This is a genomic window from Bradyrhizobium sp. BRP23, assembly GCF_020194135.1.
Lineage (GTDB): Bacteria > Pseudomonadota > Alphaproteobacteria > Rhizobiales > Xanthobacteraceae > Bradyrhizobium > Bradyrhizobium yuanmingense.
On sequence record NZ_JADYVW010000006.1, the window covers coordinates 224,151 to 242,038 of the forward strand.

Sequence of the window (17,888 nt, forward strand, 5' to 3'; positions counted from 1 at the left end):
AGGACAATCCGTTGGAAACGCTCACCTACGTCCTGCTGCTGCTCGGCGCGCTCGCCGGCGGCTTCGTCTCGGGACTGGCCGGTTTCGGCACGGCGCTGATGGCGCTCGGCATCTGGCTCTACGTGCTGCCGCCCTCGCTCGCGGTGCCCCTGGTGCTGATCTGCTCGGTCATCGCGCAGACCTCGACGCTGCCCTCGATGTGGAAGAATTTCGATCTCTCGCTGGTCTGGCCGTTCCTGATCGGTGGACTGATTGGCGTGCCGCTCGGGACCATGATGGTCGCCTCCGCGGACCCGGAGGTGTTCAGGCTGAGCGTCGGCGTGCTGATCCTGATCTTTTCGAGCGCACTGTATCTGAACAAGAGGCCGCTCGCGATCAAGATCGGCGGCCGGATCGCAGACGGTGCGATCGGCTTTGCCGGCGGCATTCTGGGCGGACTTGCCGGATTGTCCGGCCCGCTGCCGATCCTGTGGGCCAACATCCGCGGCTGGAACAAGCACGAGCGGCGCGGCATCTTCCAACTCTTTAACTTCACGGTGCTCGCCACCGCGCTGGTGTTGCAGACGGCATCAGGTCTCGTCGCCCTCAAGGTGGTCTGGCTCGCGGCCGTCGCGTTTCCGGGCACGCTGATCGGCGCATGGGCGGGCGCGCGCGTCTACCATGCGCTGAACGACAAGCATTTCGGCGATGTCGTGCTCGGCCTCTTGTTTCTGTCGGGCCTGACGCTCGTCTGGAACAGCCTTGGCGCGCATTAAAGCGCCGCGAACTCGCGGGAGGTCACTTTCGCTACGCGGGAGCACGGGCGGAAGGCGCGACCGGCTTGGCTTCCACCGTCTCCGCGGCCTGGTCCCGCGGCGCGAAGCGCTTGCCGAACTCGCGGCGCAGCAGCCATAGGCTCAAGCCGGCCTGCAGCGTCGTCGCCGCGATCGAAAGATACCAGACGTGCTCGATGCGGAATCCGGGTCGCGTCGACAGCCAGAGCACCGGCAGCGAATAGGTGAGCACGCGCGTCATCGAGCTCAGCAGCACAGGCTTGGTGTTGCCGAGGCCCTGGAACATGCTCGAGCAGGTGAAGATGAGACCCTGCGCCACCATGTTGAGCGAGATGATCCGCAGGAACAGGTAGGCGATCTCCATCGTCTCCCGGTCGTTGGAGAATCCGGCCAGCAGCAGCTCCGGCTTCAGCTGCGCGAGGATCATGAAGCCGACCGCCACGATGGAGGTGATCAGCACCGATTTGACGAAAGTCTCTCGCACCCGCGCGGCGTTGCCGGCGCCGAAATTCTGGCCGGCGATTGGCCCGGCCGCCAGTGCAACCGCGAGCGCCGGCATCTGGATGAGGGCGAGGACGCGCTGACCGATACCGAATCCTGCCTGTGCCGCCGCGCCGAAGTCGCGCAGCACGTAGTAGACTACCGCCATGAAGATAAACATCATTGCGAACTCGCCGCCGGCCGGCAGACCGACATTGAGGATGCGCTTGAAGTGGCGTGGTTGCGGACGCCACTGCACCGGATTGAATGCAACGTAGCGCTCGACCTTGCGAAAATACGCCAGCAGCATCAGGACGCCGGCGCCCACCGCGATCGTGCTCGCCAGTCCGGCGCCGGCGACACCGAGCGGATAACCCGTGCCCCAGCCGGAGATCAGGACCGGCGCCAGTGTAATGTTGATGATGACGGCAAGGACCCGCACCAACATGGCGGGGCGCACGATGCCGGTCGCGCTGAGCGCGGAGGCAATGACTTGCATGACGAATTCCAGCGCGAGCGCCGGCATGAACCACAACAGATAAGTGGTCCCCGCCTCGATCGTGGCCTGGTCAGCGGCGATCGAACGCATGTAAAGACGCGACAGCACCGCTCCCGTGACCAGGGTCAGCAGGCCGAACAGCACCGACAGCGCGACCGCCTGATTGAAGATCAGATTGGCGTCCCGCCGGTCCTTGCGTCCCACCGCATGCGCAATCAGCGCCACTGTCCCGACGCCGAGCACCTGTATCAGGCCGTTGACGAGAAAGCCGGCATTTCCCGCGGCGGCCACGCCTGCCACTGCGGCATCACCCAGCCCCGACACGAAGTAGAGATCGACCAGCTGGCAGATCATGATCGAGATCATGCCGGCCATGATCGGAGGCGCCATGCTCAGGATGTGGCTAGCGATGGAGCCGCGCGTCAGGTCTTTCATCTCATTCCATCCCTCGACGCCGTGACGGCGGGACTTCGCCCCGCCGCCGCGCGCCTCACTCCGCTGCTGCGATCTGTCCGAGCTCCACCACCTGACGCTCGAACAGGCCGCGATAGATGCCCCCTTGCTTGGCTGCGAGCACCGTATGCGTGCCCTGCTCGACGATCTCGCCGCGGTCGAACACCAGGATGCGATCGAGGCTCCTCACCGTCGACAGCCGGTGCGCGATCACGATCGAGGTGCGCCCCTTCATCAGCCGCTCCATCGCCTCCTGGATCAGCGCCTCCGATTCCGAATCGAGGCTCGAGGTCGCCTCGTCCAGGATCAGCACCGGCGCATCCGCCAGGAAGGCGCGCGCCAGCGCGACGCGCTGCCGCTCGCCGCCCGACAGCTTGACGCCGCGCTCGCCGACCAGCGTGCCGTAGCCCTTCGGCAGGCGCAGGATGAAGTCATGCGCGTTGGCGAGGCGGGCCGCCTGCTCGATCGCTTCAAGGCTGGCACCGGGCCGGCCATAGGCGATGTTCTCGGCGAGCGTGCGGTGAAACAGGATCGGCTCCTGCTGCACGATCGCGATCTGGCTGCGCAGCGATTGCTGCGTGGCGAGCGCGATATCCTGCCCGTCGATCAGCACGCGGCCGCCGGTGACGTCGTAGAGCCGCTGCACCAGCTTGACGAAGGTGGTCTTGCCGGAGCCGGAGCGGCCGACCAGGCCGACCCGCTCGCCGGCGCGGATCCTGACCGACAAGCCGTCGTACAGCGGCACGCGATGGCCGCCATAGCGGAACGTGACGTCGTCGAACACGATCTCGCCGCCCTCGATCGCGATCGGCCGCGCGTCGGCCGCATCGGCAATGCCGATCGGCTCGTCATGGATCGCCACCAGCTCGTCCATGTCGTTGACCGAGCGCTGGAGGTTGTTGATGTGCATGCCGACGTCGCGCAAATAGGCGTGGATGATGTAGTAGCTGGTCAGCACATAAGTGACGTCGCCGGGCGAGGCGTGACCTGACATCCACAGCAGCACCGATCCGCCGATCACGGACGCGCGCAGGCACAGCAGCAGCGAGAGCTGCGACATCGCCGTGTAATTATAGCGGTACCAGGTCCGCCGCACGCGCACGCGCCAGCGGTTGATGACACCGGCGAGCCGCGTGTCCTCGCGCGACTCCGCGCCGAAGGATTTCACCACGGCATTGCAGGTCAGCGCATCCGCCAACGTGCCGCCGACCTTGGTGTCCCAGGCATTGGAGACGCGGGCCGCCGGCGCGATGTAGCGGGTCGAGAGCACCACCGTGATCGTGACGTAGAAGATCGCCCCGATCGCGATCACCACGCCGAGCGAGGCCCAGTGCATCCCGATCAGGATCATCGAGCCCACCAGCACCAGCAGCGAGGGCGCCAGCGCCATCAGGATGGTGTCGTTGAGCAGGTCGAGCGCCCACATGCCGCGAGTGATCTTCCGCACCGTGGAGCCGGCAAAGGAGTTCGCATGCCAGTCGGTCGAGAAGCGCTGCACGCGGGTGAATGCCTCTTGTGCGACGTCCGACATGGTTTTGAGCGTGAACGGCACGATCGCCTGCAACCCTGCGAGCCGCAGCACCACCGAGGCCGCGCCCAGCGCCACGATGGCGCCGAACGCGACCAGCGCGGCATGGCGCGCATCGGGATCGGACGGTCCGCGGGTCAACGCATCGACCAGATGTCCGGAGAAGACCGGCATGAACAGGTCGGCGACGGTTGCGCCCAACAGGCCGCCGGCCACGACGAGGCCGCGCACCGGCTGCTTCAGCCAGTGCCGGAAGACGAAGGGCAGCACCACGCGAATGGCGGCGGGCTTCTTTGACAGAGCGGTCATGGCATCATCCGGCCGCTTCGCGCGGGCCGGCTCCATCGATGGACGCAGGCCGGCCGCGAAGGCCGCGACGGCGTCACGTAAGACTGACTTTGACTTGGGAAACGAAGCGATCGGGACGCTTGGCCAAAACCTTGGCCCAATCGAAGCTGGCGGAAGAGGCCTCTAACAGGCCGCGTACATACCGAGCCAGAACGTGATCGAGGTCATCATCGAGCGCGGGCGTACGATCTGCGATTGCGACGACATCATGCAAATCTCTCCCCGGTTCGAATGAATGAGGTGCGCTTTATAGATGTGTCGCCAGCCGATTGCAACGGGGCTCGCGCGAGATCACGCACGAGTGTTGCAAATTAGTGCGCGTCGCCGGCCGCGCCGAACGGGGAAGCCGGCTTGTTCAGCAGCGCGACCAGCAGGCTGAGACCGAGATAGAACAGCGCCAGCATGAGGAAGACATCGCCGAAGCTCATCACCACGGCCTGACGATGCACGATCTGGCTGAGCTGCTTCATCGCCATCAGCGCGGAATCGCCGAGCCCCTGGAACTTCTGCATCAACATGGTCAGGGTTTCAGTCGCGGTCGCGTTGCCCCAGGTCACCCGCTCCTGCAGGCGGACGATGTGCAGGTCGGTGCGTTCGTTGAGCACGGTGTTGATGACGGCGAGGCCGACCGCGCCGCCGAGATTGCGCATCAGGTTGAACAGTCCGCTCGCGTTCTTCACCTTCTCGGGCGCGAGCGTGCCGAGCGCGATGTTGTTGGTCGGCACCATCGCGAACATCATGCCGATGCCGCGCAGGATCTGCGGCACCAGCAGCTCGTAGAAATCGTATTCGCGCGTGATAAAGGTCATCTGGTAGGAGCCGATCGCGAACACGATGAGGCCGAATGCGATCATGTAGCGCATGTCGACCTTCGCCATGAGCCGGCCGACCAGCGGCGCGACCAGGAACATGGTGATGCCGGAGACGAACATGGTCTCGCCGATCATCAGCGCGCTGTAGCCGCGCACTTCGGCGAGATAGCGCGGGTAGATGTAGGTCAGGCCGTAGAGGCCGATGCCGATGCAGAATTGCAGCGTGCATCCGACGGCGAAATTGCGGTCGGAGAAGGTGCGCAGATTGACGATCGGCTCGGCCGCCGTGAACACGCGCCAGAAGAAGGCGATGGCCGAGAGACCGCTGATCCAGGCGCAGATCGCGACCGACGTGTCCTGCATCCATTGATGTTGCGATCCTTCCTCCAGCACGTATTCCAGCGTGCCGAGGAAGCTCGCCATGAACAGCAGGCCCCACCAGTCGAAGCGGTCGAGCAATTCGAAATGCGGCTCGTCGAAATCGACCAGCGCCAGCACACCTAATGTAATGCCGATGCCGGGCACGACGTTGATGAAGAACAGCCAGTTCCACGACATCAGGTCGGTGATGTAGCCGCCGACCGTCGGCCCGATGGTCGGGGCCAGCGTCGCGACGAGGCCGATGATGGGTCCGACGATGTGGAATTTGGTGCGCGGGAAGACGGTGTAGGCCGAAGCGAACACGGTCGGGATCATGCCGGCGCCGAGAAAGCCCTGCAGCGCACGCCAGAGGATCATCTCCTCGATCGTCGTGGCGAAGCCGCAAAGCAGGCTTGCGGCGGTGAAGCCCGCCGCCGAGATCGCGAACAGCAGCCGCGTGCCGAAGGCGCGCGACAGGAAACCCGACAGCGGGATCGCGATCACCTCGGCGATCAGATAGGCGGTCTGAACCCAGGACACCTCGCTGGAGCTCGCCGACAGCCCGGCCTGGATTTCGCTCAACGAGGCCGAGACGATCTGGATGTCCAGGATCGACATGAACATCCCGAACACCATGATGATGAACGCGAACAGCCGCTTCGGCGCAATGCGCTCCGAAGCGGGATCCGCCATCATGGCAGGTGAAGCGGTGGTGGCGGTGGCCATGTGTCAGCTCGGACTCATCTCACCTCTCCCGCAAGCGGGAGAGGGAGCGCACCTGCATTCGGGGCAGCGGCGCGGCTCATGTCATCGTCCCTACTGCGGATGAACCGCGGTGGGATGGTCGAGGTCGACCTCGCTGTCGGCGTCGGCAGCGCCCTTGTTGGTGTCGACGGTGGCGTAGACCGACATGCCGGCGCGGAGCAGGTTCTGCTTCGCCACCGATTTGGGCACGCGAATGCGGACCGGCACGCGCTGCACGATCTTGGTGAAATTGCCGGTGGCGTTGTCGGGCGGCAGCAGCGTGAACACCGAGCCGGCGCCCGCCGCGATGCTGTCGACCACGCCGGAGAACTTGCGCATGCCATAGGCATCGACCTTGATCGTCACCGGCTGTCCCGGGCGGATGCGCTTGAGCTGCGTCTCCTTGAAATTCGCATCGATATAGACCTCGTCCAGCGGCACGATGTTGCCGAGGCGCTGGCCGACCGCGACGAAGTCGCCGGTGTTGACCAGGCGGTTCGAGAACGTGCCGTTGACCGGTGCGCGCACCGCGGTGAAGCCGAGGTCGCGCTCGGCCTTGGCCAGCGTGGTCTTGAGCTCGGCGAGCTGCGCTTGCGCTTCGGCCTGCTGCGCCTTGGCGACGTCGACATTGCTGACGGCAACCTCAAAGGCGGCCTTTGCAGCCCTGACCGCGGCGGCGCCCTGGTCGCGTCCGGCTTCCGAGCTTTCGAAGGTGGCGCGCGAGGCAAAGCCCTTGCTGCTCAGCGCCTGCTGGCGCTCGTAATCGAGGTCGGCGCGCTTGAGGCCCGCTTCCGCGGAGACGAGCTGCGCCTTGGCCTGGGCGACCTGGCTGTCGAGTGCGGCGACCTGGCGGCCGATGCGATCGATGGTGGTCTGCTGGGTCGCGATCTTGGTCGCGGCGGCTTGGACCGCGATCCTGTAATCGCCGTCGTCGATGCGGAAGATGATGTCGCCGGCCTGGACGGGCGTGTTGTCGCCGGCGAGGATCGCGGAGATGTGGCCGGCAACGCGCGCGCCGAGCATGGTGTTGTTGGCGCGGACATAGGCATCGTCGGTCGAGATGTAGAAGCGGCCGACCAGCGTGTAATAGCCGGCATAGCCCGCAACGGCGAACGCGAGCGCGAGGCCGAGGCCGGTCAGGACGAATTTGCGCTTGCCGGATTTGGGCGCAGCGGCGGCGGGCGCTTCCGCCGCGGGTGCCGGCGGCTTGTCGGTCACCGGGTTCTCCGGCGCCTCGCGGGTCGGACGCTTCGTTTCCTCGGCGACATGAGGGCGCAACTGCTCGGCAGGGAGTGCGGATGCCTCGGAGCCAGCATCACCACCCGCCTGGTCCTCCACCGCTTCCTGGCGAAGGACGCGAGCCGTCTGGTCTCTCGATGCGGCCATCCAGGCCTCCCCAAAAACGCAACCGAGGGCGCCCGCTGCTGCGGGCGGTCTCCTCGCTGGATCTCAAATACCATTGACCGAACGGTTCGGTCAATATAGAGATCGTGTCCTGCAGACCTTACTGCCGCGAAGCCTTCGTTGGCGTTTCATGGCCCTGATCCGAACCAAAAAGCTTCCGAGACCCTAAACCAATGGTTGTAGCTGCCGGCGAACAATTGCACGTCGTCCCGGACGAGGACAATTCCAAGCGCCGCCAGATTCTGGACGGTGCCCGCAAGGTGTTCATGGATCTTGGCTTCGACGGCGCCAGCATGGGCGAGATCGCCCGCGCCGCGCAGGTCTCCAAGGGCACGCTCTACGTCTATTTCGCCGACAAATTCGCGCTGTTCGAAGCCATCGTCGAACAGGAGGCGCTCCAGCATGGCCAGGTCGTGTTCAGTTTCGATCCCGAGCGCGAGGCCGAGACCACGCTGAAGGAGTTCGGCCTCGCCTATCTTCACCTGGTCTGCCGCCCCGGTGGCGGATCGGCGATCCGCACCGTGATGGCGATCGCCGAGCGCATGCCGGATGTCGGCCGCCGTTACTATGCGCGCGTGCTGGACAAGAGCATCAACCGCCTCTCCGACTATCTCAAGGCCCGTGTCGCCTCGGGCGATCTCGCGATCGACGATTGCGATCTCGCCGCCTCGCAGTTCATGGAGCTCAGCAAGGCCTCGCTGTTCCTGCCCTTCGTGTTCCAGGCGGCGCCCGCGCCGTCGGAACAGCGCATGAGTGCGGTGGTCGAGAGCGCAACGCGGATGTTCCTGGCGGCGTATAAGGCGAAGTAGCCGCGCGTTGCGCCTGTGGGCCGGGCGGCTATATTGCGGCCATGTCTCGTGATCTTCGCCCGCCGCTCGACATCCTCCACTACGAGATCGTCCAGGAACAGGCTTCGGCGCTTGGACGGATGGGCCGCGCCCTCGAACAGAGCCTGTCGCGCTTGCGCGAGTTCGACGCCGCCCACGCAGCGACCGATGTGCCGGAAGCGATGCAACCGGCCAGGCGCAAGCTGGTGCTGGAAGCTGGCCAGGCGCTTTGGATGTTCGTGGTGCAACGCGAGGCGTCCGGCTTGCGCGACAGCCGCCACATCATGCGCACCTACAACGTCCCGGGTGAGGTGCAGCGCTGCATGGGATTGGCACCGGCGCCGCGGAAGCCGGCTGCGGGGTGAACTCCGGCTCGGCTGGGATCAAATTTCGATGTCTTCCATTGCGCGCCACCCGTGAAGGACGCGCCGCCCCTCCCGCGCGAACGCAAAGCAGTTGCCACCGCCGGCGGGCTGATCGTGGATGCGGGCGATGGGGTGGCCCGCAATGTGGCAAAACAGCAGCGTGCCGACTGCGCCGTGGCCGACGAACAGGACGTCGCCGGGACGATGTCGCGCCAGCACCGCCTCAGCCTCGCGCACGATCCGCGCCTGTGCATCCGCGGCACGCTCCCAGCCGCGCACGCTGAGATGAGGCGCGGCGAAGAACTGGTCGGCGACGGCTTCGAACTCGGCCGGCTTCAGGAAGCCGGTCGCCGAACGGTCGTTCTCGTGCATGGCCTCGCGGATCTCGATCATCAGTCCGAGACGAGCGGCAATGATCTCGGCGGTCTCGATCGCCTTCCGCTCGCCGCTGGCGACGATCTGCGTCGTGCTTGCAAGCCAGCCTGCATTCGCCAAGGCTTCGGTGCGCGCGCGACCGACCGGGCTCAGGCCCCATTGCGGCACCGGCACATCGGGATCGATTTGCACCTGCGGGTGGGTGAGATAGCGGACGATAGACATTGCCTTTGACGCGATCGTAGCCCGCATGGAGCGAAGCGGAATGCGGGGACAGTTCTTCCCGGATTGCGCTTCGCTCCATCCGGGCTACTGGCAAATCGGGCTATTCGTCGATGTACTCGTCGTCTTCCCGCTTGTGCATCGTGCTCTTGCGAGCACCGAGCGAACCGGTCACCGACGGCTCGCGCCCGCTCGCATAGGGTCTGCGCGATTGCGCGCGCGAGGCGACCTCTTCGCCCGACACCGCGGCCGGCTGGCAGATCAGGCGGCGGCTGGCGCGGCGCATCAGATCGACATGGATGTGATCGTAGTGAAAGACGTTGGAGCCCGGCGCCAGCACGGTCGTGAAGTGCGCGCAGGCCCCAGCCTGCACGTCGCGCAGGAAGCCCTGCTCTTCCGGCATGCCGCGCCAGCCGTCCTTGATGGTGATGCGGCGGCCGTCGGCGAGCACGAAGGCGGAAATGTCGAGGGCGTTGCCGAAGGCGTGCTCCGAAATATGGGCCCGCGAATTGCCGTTCATCCCGCGGCAGGAATAGGCGGAGATCTGCTTGATCTCGGCGACGCGCACGCCGAACCAGCGCATCGCCGACGGCTGCACGGTGTCGGCGAGCCAGCGGTCGAGCTCGGACACGATCGGACAGGCGAGCGTCGCGGTCGGCTTGATCGCGACGGGACCGACGCTCGTGACGGGATTACCCTGCGCTGGACCAAGACGCGGCAGCGGCTGCTGCGCCGGCGCCTGCGAGTAAGGCGCCGGACGAGCCGGATAGCTCGGTGTGTTCATGTAGCGCGCCGCCCCCGCGGCATCGGTGCCCTCCGGCGGCAGATCGATCTCGTCCTCCTGCGCGGCCACGCCGGGTGCGTTGAGCGACATCGGCCCGGACGACGTGCCGTAGCCGGCGGGCTGGCGCACCGCGCTCTCGGGATAGTTCGAGCGCTGCGGATAGGACGATGCCGGATAGGACGATGTTGGATAGCCTTGGCTCTGCGGATAATTCGACTGCGGCTGCACCGGCCAACGCGGCTGGTTGCCGATGCTGCCGGGCGGACGCAGCGCCTCGTCGGCAAAGCCATAGGTGCCGGAGGCTTCGCCGATGGCGGCGACCTTGAGCGGAAACTCGGCGCCGCAGCTGCCAGGCCCGGAGATCGGGTCGATGCGGACGATGTCCGCACTTTCCTTGACTGCGCCCGATTTCAGGCATGCGGCTTCTGCCTCGGCCCGCCAGGGTTCGCGTTCGGCCTGGAAGAAGCCGCGACCGCAACCCGCTAGCGAAACAAGGACGATGGAGCCGACGAGATACAAACGAACTCCGCGCGTCATGCACGCACGTTCGATGAATTTACTTAAAGACTCTTCAACGTGTTGATTTCAGTGTTCTTTAACCATACCGGGCGCGGCGGCACCGGTTGCTGCCGATGACGAGCGACAGCGAGCCTGACTTTTTCGAAAAGAGACTTTCTGTTAACCATAAGGGCTGCGCGCCAAGCAGCGCGCACCGAGGGAGCGACCTCATGACGTTCGCCGGCAGATTGAGCGTGATCACCGCCTACCTCGCCATGGCCTTCGTCGGCGCCATCGTGCTCGGGATGATTTAGACTCAAAGCACACAGTGACTCTCTTCCCTTCTCCCCTTGTGGGAGAAGGTGGCGCGCGAAAGCGCGACGGATGAGGGGTTCTATCCTCGCGGCACAGTGCTTGTGGAGACAACCCCTCACCCAAGTGAATTCGTGTCGACCAGCGGAGCTGCCCTCTCCCACAAGGGGCGAGGGCACAACAATGCGCATCGCCACGAGCTACGACCGCGCGCTCCATTGAGGTGACGTCGTGATCAGCTCCTCCCGTGGCGCATCGACCCGCGTCCAGTCGTTGCCGGAGCACCAGAAGCGGCCGAGCGCGCAGGCTTCGACGTGCAGCTTGCCGGAGCTCTTCAGCGTCATCGTGGCGTAGTAGGTGTTGCCGCTGGAGCGGCTGTAGATGCTGCCGGTCCAGACATTGTGCTTCTTCGGCTTCATGTTGACGAGCACGCTCTCGCCGCGGCTCGACGCTTCACTGAGCGCGTAACCGCACAACGCAGCTCCACAGCGCTCGATGCGGACCGTGCCCTTGGCGCCGGCGCTCTCCCATTCGCCGAGCAGCGCGTGGCCCGGGTCAGTGCTGATCTGCGCCACCGCTGCGGTCTGATTGATCTCGGTGCTCGGAACGATGACCGGCGGCTCGATGCGCGGCGGTTCGAGCGCGGCGGTCTTCGGCTGATCGGTGCGCTCCAGATCAACCCGCGGCGGACCGGGCCTCAACGTCTCCAGTCTCGAAATCTCCAAGCTTGGCGCCGGCGGCGGTGCAACGGGCTGCGACGTCGCCGCGGCAAGCACGGGAGGCGCCGGTGCCGGCACCACCACAGCCGCTTGGGGCGGCTTGACCGCTGCCGTCGGACAAGCCGGCTGCGGCGCCTGGACCATCAGCGTGGGCGCCGGCTGCGCGGCTCGTGCCATGCCGACATCGTCCGTCGACCTGAGGCTGCGCCTGGAAGCCACCGTGATACAGGACGCAGATCGGCAATTGCGCGGCGCCTCGACATGGAACCGGTTGCCGCCGATCGAGAACGTGTAGGCGCCGGCCTGCGCCGTCGGCGCGATCGCCAGCAACGCGATCGATGTGGCAAGACAGGTGGCAAGCCAGGTTGCAAGCCGCTGCATCTGCGTTTCCCTCGGTGTCGCGACGACGTTACGCAGCGCAGGCGAGGCTGAATGTGCGCTGCATCACCCAGGCGTTGTTCGCTCGTTGTGACGCCCATCACAGAACGCCCGACCGCCGCGGCTTAGGGTCGAACCACGCTTCATTCACCAGCGACACCAGTCCATATCGGGACCGCGCTATTTTCGGAGGTTGTCATGAACAAGCTCTCCATCGCCGCCACCGCCCTCTTCCTGGCTTCGACCGCCGCCGCGCATGCCGGCAATTCGATCTCGTTCCAGATCGAGGGCCAGCACATCCGCATCGAGACGCCGCGCAACTGCGCTTCGCTCAATTGCGTGACCATCGTCGCGCCGGGCCTGTCGGACAAGCCGATCAAGCTGAACAACATCAACCTCAAGGGTCTTGGCGGCTCCAAGGACGATGACGACGACACCACGCCGGCTCCGGCGCCCACGACGGCGCAACCCACGCCGGCTCCCGTGCAGCAGCAGCCCGTGCCGCAAGCGACTGCGCCGGCAGCGCCAGCCGCGCCCGCTGCCCCAGCCGCGACCGCTGCCGCCGCTCCTTCTGTCGGCTTCGACAGCTCGCAGCCTGCTCCTGTTGCTGCGCCTGCCCCTGTTGCCGCTCCCGTCGCCGCGGCTCCCGCGCCGGCTCCGGTGGCTGCCGCGCCCGTGGCCGCAGCGAACTCGCCGATCGGCATCTGGGCGACCGAAGAGAACAAGGGCAATGTCCGCGTCGAGCAGTGTGGCGCCAATCTCTGCGGCTATGCCGAGAAGACCAATGAGCGCATCCTGATCAACATGAAGCCCGAAGGATCGAAGTGGAGCGGCCGCATTCGCGATCCCAACTCCGGCCGCAACTACGACTCCACGATCTCGATGAAAGGTCCGAATACGATGCGCGTGCAAGGCTGCGCCTTCGGCGGCATGTTCTGCGGCGGCCAGACCTGGAAGCGCGTGAGCTGACCCGCGGAGCGCATCGCGAAAAGTAGACAACTCTTCGTCATGCCCGGGCTTGTCCCGGGCATCCACGTTCTTCGTACCGCAATCAAGACGTGGATGGCCGTGCCTTCGCCGCGCCGTAGCGGCTTCGTCCGTGCAGGCGGGACAAGCCCGGCCATGACGGAAGGATAGCTAGCCCCTGCCCCGACGACAGACGTTCATCCACCATTCAGCCACACCCCGTTGAAATCGCCCGATCTCGCCTCACGCTCTCACCGGGAGTCCTTCGTGACATCAATGCTGGCTTGGCGCCGCCTCGTATTCGCGCTCGCCCTGCTGGCCTTGCCGCTGGCAGGCGCTGGTGTAGCGTGCGCATCCGAGACGATCGAGTTCGCACAGGCGCAACCGCAAGCCCAGCCAACGCCCGCGCCTTCGCCGACGCCGACGGCGACGCCGGCACCGTCTGCAGACGCACAGCCCCCCGCCGTCGAGCCGATCGGCAACGTCGCGACCGTGACGGGGATCGCGACCGTGATCCGCGACAAGAATTCCTATCCGCTGCGCGTGCGCGACGATATCTATCTCAACGACATCGTGCAGACCTCGTCGAACTCCGCGCTCGGGCATCACCTTCAACGACGCCACCACGTTCAACCTCTCGGCCAGCGCGAAGATCACCATCGACAATTACGTCTATGACGACGGCGGCAAGCAGAATTCGGCGATCTTCGACGTCGGCAAGGGCACGGTTGCCTTCGTGGCGGCCGCGGTGGCGAAGACGGGCGACATGAAGATCACGACGCCGACGGCAACGCTCGGCATCCGCGGCACCACCGGGGTCGTCGACGTGCCCGAAGGGGCGGCGGCGAACCGGGCGCGAACGTCAACATCAAGCTCTATCCCGACGCCGACGGCCGGGTCGGCCACATCGATGTCGAGGAACGCGCGAGCGGCGCGCGGCTCGGCGCGCTGACGCAAGCCGCGAGCGGCTTTGCGATCCGAGCGGGCGCAGCCACGGCCGGCGGCATGCGCTTTGCTGCCGTGCCGATCATAATTCCCGCGCCGCAGATCGCGCGCGACCGCGGCTTCGTCGGCCAGGTGCATCTGGCGCAGACCGCGGGCCGGCAGATCGTCATCGAGCAGCGCGACTTCCGTCGCGCCAATCCGGCTGCGCTCAGCCGCATTCCGCGGCCGGCACAACCGCCGCAGCAGCAACAATTGCGGCCGACGACAACCCCAGGCCGGCAGCCGCAACGACCGAACGTCCAGCCGCGACAGGACAATCGTCCGGGTCAGCAGCAGCCGGGCACGCCGAGCCGGCAGGGACTACAGCAAGGCATGCAGCCGCAGCCCGGCCAGCCGCAAGGTGCCGGCCGTCCACGCGTACCGCAGACCCTGCCGCAGCGTGATGGACAGATTCAGCCCGGAGGAATCGTGCCGCCGCAACCGGGCGGGACACAGCAAGCAGATCCGCAGCAGCCATTGCCGCGCACAGGATTGCAACCGGGCCAGCCTCCGGCTCAACAACCAGGTATGCAGCGCCCCGGCGGCTTCCAGCCACGCCTCCCCGCCGCGCAACGTCCCGCAGCGCCGCACAGACCCGCGCCCGCTCCGAAGGAGAAGGAGCGGCGGTAGTCTTCCTTCTCCCCTTGTGGGAGAAGGTGGCGCGAAGCGCCGGATGAGGGGTTCTATCCACTCGCCGGACCCGCTCGTGAGGATAGAGACCCCTCACCCGTCTCGCCGCTATTGCGGCGAGCCACCCTCTCCCACAAGGGGAGAGGGTGCACCTTCAATGCCGCACTGAAATTGCGCGTAAATAACTCACGCCTCGCCGCGCAGCCAGGCCTTCACCTTCCGCAACAGGCCGTGCCGCAATTCATCGACGGAAGCTGCTTCCGCAGGTGTCAGCGTCTGCAAAGATGCATGGATGTCGTCTTTCGCCAACGGCGACACCGGCTCGGAAACCTGCTCCGGGGCGAACAGAGGCGCCAGCCCTGCCGCCGCGAGCGCGATCGGTCCGATCTGAGTCAGGAAGACGCGTTCGTATTCGCGCGACAGACGGGCGATCGCGTCGTCCAGCGTCAGCCAGTCGACCGCCTTGATGTCGTTCATCAGCTTGCGGACCGGCCCGCCGTCGGCCTCCATCCGCCAGTAATGCACGACCTTGGAGCGCCCGCCGGACTGATAGACCAGCGTGCCCAGAAATTCGTGCACGGCCACGTCGTGGCCGGTCTCCTCCAACACCTCGCGGTGCGCGGCTTCCCTCGGCGTCTCGCCGTCGTCGAGCTTGCCCTTGGGCAGGACCCATTCGTTGCGCTTGCGCTGGCGCACGACTGCAACCAGCGGCACCGGCGCGCGCCGCAACACAATACCACCCGCCGCCATGACCGGCGCCCGCGCCATCGTCACATCCGTATCGATCGAATCGTCCCCGCCCGACGATATAGGCGGCGGGGGCGGCGGATTGAAGGCTACTTTCTCCTGAGCAGCGCTTGACCGGCGCGAATGCGCGTGCCCTCGGCAATGCCGTCGCAGAACGAGAAATCGCCGGGCGCGAGGATGATGATGGTCGAGCCGTGCTCGAACCAGCCGAGCTCCTCGCCTTTGCTCACGTTGACGTCGCAGGGAAAATTGACCGGGCCGCGCGTCTGCGCGTTCAGCACCATGTCGAGGAAGTGCAGGCGGATGCTCGCGACCAGAATCGCCGCCACCGGCACCAGCGTCACGGCTTCGCCGGTCGACAAATGCGTGCGGATCACCGCGCGCTCGTTCTTGCAGAACAGACGCTCGACGCGCTTGAGCGCGATCGGGTTGACGTTCCAGACGTCACCGTGGATCAGCGTGACCCGCTCGATGTGCGCGTCATAAGGCGCATGGAAGCGGTGATACATGCTCGACGTCAGCCGCAGCGTAACGAAAGAGCCGTTGCGGTGCTGCTCGACCAGCGCGGAATCGCCGACGAGATCGAGCAGCGAATAGGGCGCGCCCTTGACCTGGAACAGCTCGGTGTCCGCGATTTTCCCGTGAGCGCCGACGATGCCGTCCGAGGGGCTCGCCACCACTGCAGGATCAGGATCGAACGGCCGCAGGCCCGGCTTCAGCTCCCGGGTGAAGCAGTCGTGCAGACTGCTGAACTGCGTCTTGCGCGCCTCCGACAGATCGAGGTCGGAGAACAGCTTCCACAGCGCGATCGAGAAGTCCCGCACCAGGGGATTCTCGATCTTGGAGAACCAGCCCATGAAGCGGGTCAGGGCCGCGCGCGGGATGCGGTTGGTCAACAGGAAGTTGAGGTCTTCCTGCTGGGTGAAAGAGGCGATGAGGGCTTTGACTGTCATGAATCTGTCAGCTCGCAGGTTTAGCGCTTGTTGTCATGGAAACGACACTCCCGATTCTCTCGATGTCCGTGGCCGCCGCAGCGTCCGCTGCCGCCGTCCTCCCGAAGATCAAGGCGCGGGTCGAACTCTCCCGCGCCAAGCACCGCTCGCTGGCCGGGCACTCGAAGATGTCGCGCCGGGTGGCGCGGCTGCTGCCGTTCTACGAGTTCGAGGGTGATCAATACTTCGCCTGCGACGGCGCGCCGGCGAACATCGCAGCGCAACGCAAGGACGCCTTTTTCCGTCTCGCCAGGCTTTACGCCGAGCGCTACCCCCGGGGTCGCGCGATGACGAAGGAAGCGGCGGAGACGATCTCCGACCTGAACTTCACCGAAAGCTACCGCGTGCCGTTCCAGTTCTCGCGTCTCGTCCGCGAGCATCTGGGCACGTCGACCTTCATGGAATCCTCGCGCGGCGTCACCGTCACCGACGTCGACGGCAACACCGCTTACGACCTCACGGGCTCCTACGGCGTCAACATCTTCGGCAACGACTTCTACAAGGAGTGCATCGAGGGCGCCGAGAAGCGCGCGCATGCGCTGGGCCCCGTGCTCGGCCCCTACCATCCCGTCATCCTCGAGAATGTGCAGCGGCTCTGCCAAATCTCCGGCCTCGACGAGGTCTCGTTCCACATGTCCGGCACCGAGGCCGTGATGCAGGCGGTGCGGCTGGCGCGCTACCACACCAAGCGCACGCATCTGGTTCGTTTCGCCGGCGCCTATCACGGCTGGTGGGGCGACGTGCAGCCGGGCGTCGGCAATCCCATTCCTGCGCACGAGACCTATACCCTCGCCGAGATGTCGGAGAAGACGCTGCATGTCCTGCGCACGCGCAAGGACATCGCCTGCGTGCTGGTCAACCCGCTGCAGGGGCTGCATCCTAACGCCAACGCGCCCGGGGATTCCTCGCTCGTCGATTCCTCGCGCGAAGGCCATTTCGATCGCGCGGCCTACACCGAATGGCTGAAGAAGCTGCGCGAAGTTTGCAGCGAACGCGGCATCGTCCTGATCTTCGACGAGGTGTTCGTCGGCTTCCGCCTCGCCGCCGGCGGCGCCCAGGAGTATTTCGGCGTGCGCGCCGACATGGTGACCTACGGCAAGAGCCTCGCCGGCGGCCTGCCGGTCGGCGTGGTCTGCGGCAAGCGCGAATTGATGCGGCGCTTCCGCGACGACCGCCCCGCCGACATCTGCTTCGCCCGCGGCACCTTCAACTCGCACCCCTACGTCATGACGGCGATGGACGAGTTCTTGAGCCGCCTCGCCAGCCCGAACTTCCGCGCCGTTTATGATGGGCTGGAGGAGACCTGGAACGGGCGCGTGAAGAAGCTCAACCAGATGATGCAGGATGCCGACCTGCCGGTGCGCTTCGCCAACTTCTCCTCGATCTGGACGGTGAAATACACCACGCCGTCCCGCTACAATTGGATGCTGCAATATTACCTGCGCGCCGAAGGCCTGGCGTTGAGCTGGGTCGGCACCGGACGGCTGATCTTCAGCCTCAACTACACCGACGCCGACTTCACCGAAGTCGCCGACCGCTTCGTCCGCGCCGCGCAGAAGATGAAGGCCGACGGCTTCTGGTGGCACGATGGCGTGCTCACCAACAAGCAGATCAAGCGCCAGATCCTGAAAGAGATGCTGGCCAAGCGCTTCGGGCGCTGAGGCTTTCTGACACTTGGCCCCGATCAC

The 17,888-nt window shown here is 65.8% G+C and carries 15 protein-coding genes and 1 pseudogene; 7 read left to right on the plus strand and 9 right to left on the minus strand.

Features of this window, described 5'->3' with window-relative positions:
• Positions 1–11 precede the first annotated feature (11 nt).
• On the plus strand, positions 12–755 hold the full coding sequence (locus I6F24_RS18575; protein ID WP_036038352.1) for a sulfite exporter TauE/SafE family protein: 744 nt from the start codon (positions 12–14) through the stop codon (positions 753–755).
• A gap of 31 nt (positions 756–786) precedes the next feature.
• Here the strand turns inward: I6F24_RS18575 and I6F24_RS18580 are convergent, their stop codons facing one another.
• The 4 genes from I6F24_RS18580 to I6F24_RS18595 all read right to left on the minus strand — a co-directional run bounded on the left by I6F24_RS18580 (position 787) and on the right by I6F24_RS18595 (position 7,383).
• Positions 787–2,187 (minus strand): MATE family efflux transporter, encoded by a 1,401-nt coding sequence (locus I6F24_RS18580; RefSeq protein ID WP_225149085.1) that lies wholly within the window; start codon positions 2,185–2,187, stop codon positions 787–789.
• A gap of 55 nt (positions 2,188–2,242) precedes the next feature.
• Positions 2,243–4,042 (minus strand): ABC transporter ATP-binding protein, encoded by a 1,800-nt coding sequence (locus I6F24_RS18585; RefSeq protein ID WP_225128341.1) that lies wholly within the window; start codon positions 4,040–4,042, stop codon positions 2,243–2,245.
• A gap of 350 nt (positions 4,043–4,392) precedes the next feature.
• Entirely contained in the window at positions 4,393–5,979 is a 1,587-nt protein-coding gene (locus I6F24_RS18590) for a DHA2 family efflux MFS transporter permease subunit (protein ID WP_057026936.1), read from the minus strand.
• Positions 5,980–6,069: 90 nt separating this feature from the next.
• On the minus strand, positions 6,070–7,383 hold the full coding sequence (locus tag I6F24_RS18595) for an HlyD family secretion protein (RefSeq protein WP_225149086.1): 1,314 nt from the start codon (positions 7,381–7,383) through the stop codon (positions 6,070–6,072).
• Between the two features lie 191 nt (positions 7,384–7,574).
• Between I6F24_RS18595 and I6F24_RS18600 the strand changes: the two genes are divergently transcribed.
• Both I6F24_RS18600 and I6F24_RS18605 read left to right on the plus strand, forming a co-directional pair.
• Entirely contained in the window at positions 7,575–8,210 is a 636-nt protein-coding gene (locus tag I6F24_RS18600; RefSeq protein WP_225128345.1) for a TetR/AcrR family transcriptional regulator, read from the plus strand.
• 41 nt (positions 8,211–8,251) lie between these two features.
• Positions 8,252–8,593, plus strand: coding sequence for a DUF6665 family protein (locus I6F24_RS18605; protein ID WP_225128347.1), 342 nt, complete (start codon positions 8,252–8,254; stop codon positions 8,591–8,593).
• Positions 8,594–8,611: 18 nt separating this feature from the next.
• Here I6F24_RS18605 and I6F24_RS18610 read toward each other — a convergent pair whose 3' ends face one another.
• Positions 8,612–9,193: a histidine phosphatase family protein gene (locus I6F24_RS18610; RefSeq protein WP_225128350.1), complete on the minus strand. Its 582-nt coding sequence runs from the start codon at positions 9,191–9,193 to the stop codon at positions 8,612–8,614.
• Between the two features lie 100 nt (positions 9,194–9,293).
• Complete coding sequence (locus I6F24_RS18615; RefSeq protein WP_225128352.1) at positions 9,294–10,511, minus strand: extensin family protein; 1,218 nt, start codon at positions 10,509–10,511, stop codon at positions 9,294–9,296.
• Between the two features lie 95 nt (positions 10,512–10,606).
• On the opposite strand from I6F24_RS18615, the gene I6F24_RS18620 reads away from it, so the two are divergent.
• Positions 10,607–10,786 carry a hypothetical protein gene (locus I6F24_RS18620; protein WP_158284424.1) on the plus strand — a complete coding sequence of 60 codons (180 nt, stop codon included), beginning with the start codon at positions 10,607–10,609 and terminating at the stop codon, positions 10,784–10,786.
• Positions 10,787–10,984: 198 nt separating this feature from the next.
• On the opposite strand, the gene I6F24_RS18625 is transcribed toward I6F24_RS18620, so the two are convergent.
• Complete coding sequence (locus I6F24_RS18625; protein WP_225128354.1) at positions 10,985–11,884, minus strand: DUF2147 domain-containing protein; 900 nt, start codon at positions 11,882–11,884, stop codon at positions 10,985–10,987.
• A gap of 195 nt (positions 11,885–12,079) precedes the next feature.
• On the opposite strand from I6F24_RS18625, the gene I6F24_RS18630 reads away from it, so the two are divergent.
• Both I6F24_RS18630 and I6F24_RS18635 read left to right on the plus strand, forming a co-directional pair.
• Positions 12,080–12,850, plus strand: coding sequence for a DUF2147 domain-containing protein (locus tag I6F24_RS18630; RefSeq protein WP_225128356.1), 771 nt, complete (start codon positions 12,080–12,082; stop codon positions 12,848–12,850).
• Between the two features lie 273 nt (positions 12,851–13,123).
• Positions 13,124–14,461 (plus strand): annotated as a pseudogene (locus I6F24_RS18635) (FecR domain-containing protein).
• Between the two features lie 186 nt (positions 14,462–14,647).
• Here the strand turns inward: I6F24_RS18635 and I6F24_RS18640 are convergent.
• The gene (locus I6F24_RS18640) at positions 14,648–15,229 is read right to left on the minus strand and encodes an NUDIX hydrolase (RefSeq protein WP_225128358.1); all 582 of its coding nucleotides are present in this window, start codon (positions 15,227–15,229) and stop codon (positions 14,648–14,650) included.
• Between the two features lie 68 nt (positions 15,230–15,297).
• Entirely contained in the window at positions 15,298–16,161 is an 864-nt protein-coding gene (asd, locus tag I6F24_RS18645; protein WP_036003438.1) for an archaetidylserine decarboxylase, read from the minus strand.
• A 35-nt stretch (positions 16,162–16,196) separates the two neighbouring features.
• Between asd and I6F24_RS18650 the strand changes: the two genes are divergently transcribed.
• The gene (locus I6F24_RS18650) at positions 16,197–17,861 is read left to right on the plus strand and encodes an aminotransferase class III-fold pyridoxal phosphate-dependent enzyme (RefSeq protein ID WP_225128360.1); all 1,665 of its coding nucleotides are present in this window, start codon (positions 16,197–16,199) and stop codon (positions 17,859–17,861) included.
• Positions 17,862–17,888: the final 27 nt, after the last annotated feature.

Excerpts from the sequence above, each read along its gene's own strand:
- I6F24_RS18580 (WP_225149085.1), bottom strand. The coding sequence starts at position 2,187 with ATGAAAGACCTGACGCGCGGCTCCATCGCTAGCCACATCCTGAGCATG.
- I6F24_RS18585 (WP_225128341.1), bottom strand. The coding sequence starts at position 4,042 with ATGACCGCTCTGTCAAAGAAGCCCGCCGCCATTCGCGTGGTGCTGCCC.
- I6F24_RS18590 (WP_057026936.1), bottom strand. The coding sequence starts at position 5,979 with ATGGCCACCGCCACCACCGCTTCACCTGCCATGATGGCGGATCCCGCT.
- I6F24_RS18595 (WP_225149086.1), bottom strand. The coding sequence starts at position 7,383 with ATGGCCGCATCGAGAGACCAGACGGCTCGCGTCCTTCGCCAGGAAGCG.
- I6F24_RS18600 (WP_225128345.1), top strand. The coding sequence starts at position 7,575 with ATGGTTGTAGCTGCCGGCGAACAATTGCACGTCGTCCCGGACGAGGAC.
- I6F24_RS18605 (WP_225128347.1), top strand. The coding sequence starts at position 8,252 with ATGTCTCGTGATCTTCGCCCGCCGCTCGACATCCTCCACTACGAGATC.
- I6F24_RS18610 (WP_225128350.1), bottom strand. The coding sequence starts at position 9,193 with ATGTCTATCGTCCGCTATCTCACCCACCCGCAGGTGCAAATCGATCCC.
- I6F24_RS18615 (WP_225128352.1), bottom strand. The coding sequence starts at position 10,511 with ATGACGCGCGGAGTTCGTTTGTATCTCGTCGGCTCCATCGTCCTTGTT.
- I6F24_RS18620 (WP_158284424.1), top strand. The coding sequence starts at position 10,607 with ATGACGAGCGACAGCGAGCCTGACTTTTTCGAAAAGAGACTTTCTGTT.
- I6F24_RS18625 (WP_225128354.1), bottom strand. The coding sequence starts at position 11,884 with ATGCAGCGGCTTGCAACCTGGCTTGCCACCTGTCTTGCCACATCGATC.
- I6F24_RS18630 (WP_225128356.1), top strand. The coding sequence starts at position 12,080 with ATGAACAAGCTCTCCATCGCCGCCACCGCCCTCTTCCTGGCTTCGACC.
- I6F24_RS18640 (WP_225128358.1), bottom strand. The coding sequence starts at position 15,229 with ATGGCGCGGGCGCCGGTCATGGCGGCGGGTGGTATTGTGTTGCGGCGC.
- asd (WP_036003438.1), bottom strand. The coding sequence starts at position 16,161 with ATGACAGTCAAAGCCCTCATCGCCTCTTTCACCCAGCAGGAAGACCTC.
- I6F24_RS18650 (WP_225128360.1), top strand. The coding sequence starts at position 16,197 with ATGGAAACGACACTCCCGATTCTCTCGATGTCCGTGGCCGCCGCAGCG.